Origin of the sequence: Vibrio makurazakiensis (assembly GCF_050337375.1) — a bacterium.
In the GTDB taxonomy this organism is placed as follows: Bacteria; Pseudomonadota; Gammaproteobacteria; order Enterobacterales; family Vibrionaceae; genus Vibrio; species Vibrio makurazakiensis.
Genome location: NZ_JAKJSW010000281.1, coordinates 1 through 4355 on the forward strand (window position 1 = coordinate 1; position 4355 = coordinate 4355).

Annotated in this window: 4 protein-coding genes; 2 read left to right on the top strand and 2 right to left on the bottom strand. The window is 41.2% G+C overall.

Translation table 11 applies throughout. From position 1 onward, the window contains the following. Nucleotides 1-142 precede the first annotated feature (142 nt). Nucleotides 143-349 carry a hypothetical protein gene (locus L4C33_RS19925; protein WP_428814143.1) on the bottom strand — a complete coding sequence of 69 codons (207 nt, stop codon included), beginning with the start codon at nt 347-349 and terminating at the stop codon, nt 143-145. A 129-nt stretch (nt 350-478) separates the two neighbouring features. Then, on the bottom strand, nt 479-1876 hold the full coding sequence (locus L4C33_RS19930) for an aminotransferase-like domain-containing protein (protein WP_428814144.1): 1398 nt from the start codon (nt 1874-1876) through the stop codon (nt 479-481). A gap of 299 nt (nt 1877-2175) precedes the next feature. Between L4C33_RS19930 and L4C33_RS19935 the strand changes: the two genes are divergently transcribed. Continuing rightward, on the top strand, nt 2176-3678 hold the full coding sequence (locus L4C33_RS19935; protein ID WP_428814145.1) for an HD domain-containing phosphohydrolase: 1503 nt from the start codon (nt 2176-2178) through the stop codon (nt 3676-3678). A 217-nt stretch (nt 3679-3895) separates the two neighbouring features. Further along, the coding region (locus L4C33_RS19940) for an aminotransferase class I/II-fold pyridoxal phosphate-dependent enzyme (protein WP_428814146.1) at nt 3896-4355 on the top strand (460 nt) is incomplete at its 3' end.

Sequence of the window (4355 nt, forward strand, 5' to 3'; positions counted from 1 at the left end):
GCTTAATACAATTTGCGTATTACCTGTTTAGCTATCAACCACTAGATCGCCAAAAGCGATAACAAACAATAACGCCTAGAAAATTTGTATTTTCTAGGCGTTATATTAGGTGTCAGCTGAACATACATTCAAAGGAGGACTTTTAATTCAACTCTTGCTTTTCAGCGTATCTAACTGCACCTAAGCAAAGTGCGAACATAACAAAAGGAATAGCAGCGACGGTGTACTCAGTCCACGCAAATTCAGAAAATGCTTTGGCTAATATGACATGCCCCAACACCAATAGCAGCGCACAAATGATAGCAATTACAATCAATCGCAGTTCATGTTTAGTTTCAGTACTTTTCATGATAGTTCCTTAGATCCGTTTCTTATCATGAATTACACCACAGCTCTCCAACTTCTGTTCCGTACAGTTTGGGCATTATCGTCCCATACACTTTATACAAGGTTCAAATTTGAAGGTAGCTCGCTAAACCTACATCAAACGGTTTGCTAACTCCCCGAGTTTTCTTAACGCTTTTTCTCGACTCTCGGTGAGTTCATAAGAAAAATTCAAACGAATACACTGCTCAAAACGTTGATCCAAAGAGAACAATTCACCAGGCGCGACCCCTACTCCATTCTCTAACCCCAATTGATACAGCTCATTGGCACGAATAGCTGTAGGGAATTGAATCCAGAAGAAATACCCTCCCTGTGGGTTTGATATCTCAGTCCCTTTAGGAAGGACGCTAATCAGCAATGCTTTATATTTGTCTTTACGAGTGACAAGTTCACGTCGTAACTTTCTCAAATGATTGTCGTAGCTGTCATGAATCAAATAGTGTGCAACCCCAAGTTGAATAGGAGCACTACTTGATAAGGTACTTAAAAGTTGCAGCTTTTGAATGCGATCGCTGTATTGCGTATTCACAACCCACCCAATTCGATAACCTGGACATAAACTTTTAGAAAGTGACCCACAGAGTAAGACTAAATCTTGTGAGTCATAAAATTTCAATGGCTTAGGGCGAAGTTCAGACTGGTATAAGTCTCCATAAACATCGTCCTCGATAATAGGAACCTGATACTGCTGCGTTAATTCTACTATGCGTTGTTTACCCGACTCAGAAACCGAGCTCCCTGTTGGGTTTTGAAAAGTGGTCATCAGCCAGCATGCTTTCACATCATTGGTTTTCAGGGTTCGTTCAAACAAATCTACGTCTAATCCGGTAACAGGATCAACATTCACTTCTAGTGGAATCAACCCTAAACGCTCTACAGCTTGTAATGCACCATAAAATGCAGGGGATTCTACAATTACGCAGTCTCCCGGATTTGTTACAGCTTGAAGACTTAAATTAAGCGCTTCCATCGCACCAGAAGTAATGACAACGTCTTGAACGTTAACACTGATGCCTTGCTGCAAATAACGTTGAGCAACTTGACGACGTAGTGCTTCATTCCCTGGGGGCAAGTTATCAATCACACTACGATCATTCATCTTTCTCCCCGCGCTCGCCAAATTTCGAGTCAGGTCAGATAAAGGGAAAAGGCACGGATCTGGGAAAGCAGAACCAAAGGGTTCAATAGTGCTAGCAGAGCTTGATTTCAAAAAGTCGAACAGGACATCGTTGATCTTATGTGATGCAGGTTGTGATGGTTTATGAGGTTTCGGCTGCTCAAGACGAGGGGCAACAAAGTACCCAGACTGAGGCTTGGCAATGAGCCACCCTTGGCTTTCAAGCAATTGATACGCCTGTAATACCGTGCTGTTGCTAAGTCCAAAATTTCGGCAGCTCATACGAACTGAAGGGATTTTTTCACCGACACGCCAAGTTCCCTGTTCGATCTGTTGCTTAATCTGTGTAGCAAGCTCTTGATACCGTGTCATAAAACCCTTTTCGTACTCATGAAATCATTCTTTTTGGAACGCGAACTGTACCATACACAGGGGCTCACCCGTTGAGTGTACTTAGCTAAACTGTGTTTTCTCACTCATAATTATGGCGAGTTAAACGAATAAATTAAATTTACAGAACACCAGCCGCAACATGCTATTATCAAAATAGTTACATTTAAATGAAATTTCTTCCCGCTATTTTAGGTTGTTATATTATAATCCCTACCAATAATTGCGACTGATAGCACATCTGAACATCAAGCTGCGTCTTGCTTCATAAAGGAAAAATTATGGCTCACACCAAACCTCAATCTCTGTTAACTCTAAGGTTTTATGCCATTTCAGCCTTTTTATACGGAACGTACGTAGGCAGGGTATGTCCATTATTAGAAACGTTATCTGTGCTACAGGTATTGGCACATACTTCTGCGACTTTTGCGGTTTTATTCCTTATTCGCCAATACATACTTCAGAATCACTCTTTAGCAAAGAGCCTTCAATTTATAAAGCTAGATACCACTCTCTTTTTCTTTGGCAGCATTCCGTTAGCGCTTTACTACAATTTTTTCCACGAATTCACTATAGACAGTAATCTCAAGGTGGTTTTTGGCATCACATTATTTGGTTTTTTTACCGGCAGTATTTTGCAACTTATCGCCAAAACTAACGAATTCGACGAGCTCTCTAATAGTGAAATTGAAAAGTTTCATACCGAAGGCAAGCGTCACTCCATGATAAAGAACATGATAGTGCTGGTAGTGCTGTTACTTAGTACGCTCACGCTTATGCTGACAATGGTCGCAGTGAAAGACATATACTGGTTAGAACACAACCCGATGAAGCTGGCTGACGGTACTGGAAAATGGAGCATCATTAAAGAATTCGTTTATGTTGCGGGCATTATGATGGCTTACGTCATCACTATCATGATGCTTTGGAGTAAATTAATGAAAAAGGTTCTTCAAAGCCAAGAAGAGTCATTACTTAAAGTTTCGCGCGGTGATACTTCAACGCGCTTACCTATCTTCGCTTTTGATGAACTGGGGTCAATGGCCTCTCTGACCAACTCGATGCTAGATCATCTACAGTACGCTCAGTCTGAAGTAAAAACGACACGTGATGTGGCTATTGTCAGCCTTTCCGCGCTTGCAGAGTCACGAGACAACGAAACCGGCGCGCATATCTTGCGTACACAAGAATACGTAAAAGTATTAGCAGAGCATCTAAGCACTTCCGAAAAACATGCAGAGTTATTAACACCTAATTATATAGAACTACTATATAAATCAGCTCCTTTGCACGATGTCGGTAAAGTTGGTATTCCTGATAATGTACTACTTAAGCCAGGTAAACTTACCGACGAAGAGTTTGAGATCATGAAGGGGCACCCTCAAATTGGTGCTGAAGCGTTATCTATTGCAGAGAAGCAGCTAGGGAGTAGCTCGTTCCTACGAGTAGCAAAAGAGATCTCTCTAACGCATCACGAAAAATGGGATGGTAATGGCTACCCTAACCGTTTAGCTGGCGAAGAGATCCCGTTATCCGGTCGCTTAATGGCGCTTGCCGATGTATATGATGCTCTGATTTCAAAACGAGTCTATAAGCCAGCCTTTACTCACGAACAAGCCAAAGCCATCATTTTAGAGGGTAATGGAAGTCATTTTGATCCTGAAGTAGTTGAAGCTTTCCTTTATGTTGAAAAGAAATTTATTGATATCGCCGCAGCTTACCAGGACAAAAAGAATGACATTAGTGAGCTAGAAAGAGAAAGCTTTGTTACCCAACCCGTATAGCTAAATTAGATACAGACAAAAACCAATGAATACTTACACCCTATCGGTTTATCCGTAGGGTGTTTTATTATAACTTTTCGGTCTTTATTTAATAATTTACCTCTAAGTTACTTTTTTTACCTTTTTCTGTTCACTTCGTATTGTCTTCAAAAAACCTTACAGGTATAAATACTGAAGTTTGTTACTATCCTCCCTTCAATTGACATGGATGARGATTATGTTTGAAAAAGTTGTAGCTGCCCCGGCAGATCCTATCCTCGGCCTAACGGAAGAGTTTAAAAAAGACGCTCGCGCTGAAAAAATCAACCTAGGTGTTGGTATTTACAAGAACGAAGCTGGTCAAACTCCTGTTCTTAAGACAGTTAAGAAAGCGGAAGCTGCCCTTTTAGAAAATGAAAAAACCAAATCTTACCTAACAATTGAAGGCACAGCTGAATACGGCCAAGCTGTTCAAAAACTACTTTTCGGTTCTGATGCAGAAATCGTAACCTCTCAACGTGCTAAAACAGCTCAAGCTCCAGGTGGTACTGGTGCTCTTCGTGTTGCTGGCGAGTTTATCAAACGTCAACTTGGTAACGTGAAAATCTGGATCAGTAACCCGACGTGGGCAAACCACAACGGTGTTTTCGCAGCAGCAGGTATCGAAACAGCACAATACAGCTACTACAACGCTGAAA

What these genes read in the sequence shown, in the direction of transcription:
- L4C33_RS19925 (WP_428814143.1), bottom strand. Translation starts at nt 349, where the DNA reads ATGAAAAGTACTGAAACTAAACATGAACTGCGATTGATTGTAATTGCT.
- L4C33_RS19930 (WP_428814144.1), bottom strand. Translation starts at nt 1,876, where the DNA reads ATGACACGGTATCAAGAGCTTGCTACACAGATTAAGCAACAGATCGAA.
- L4C33_RS19935 (WP_428814145.1), top strand. Translation starts at nt 2,176, where the DNA reads ATGGCTCACACCAAACCTCAATCTCTGTTAACTCTAAGGTTTTATGCC.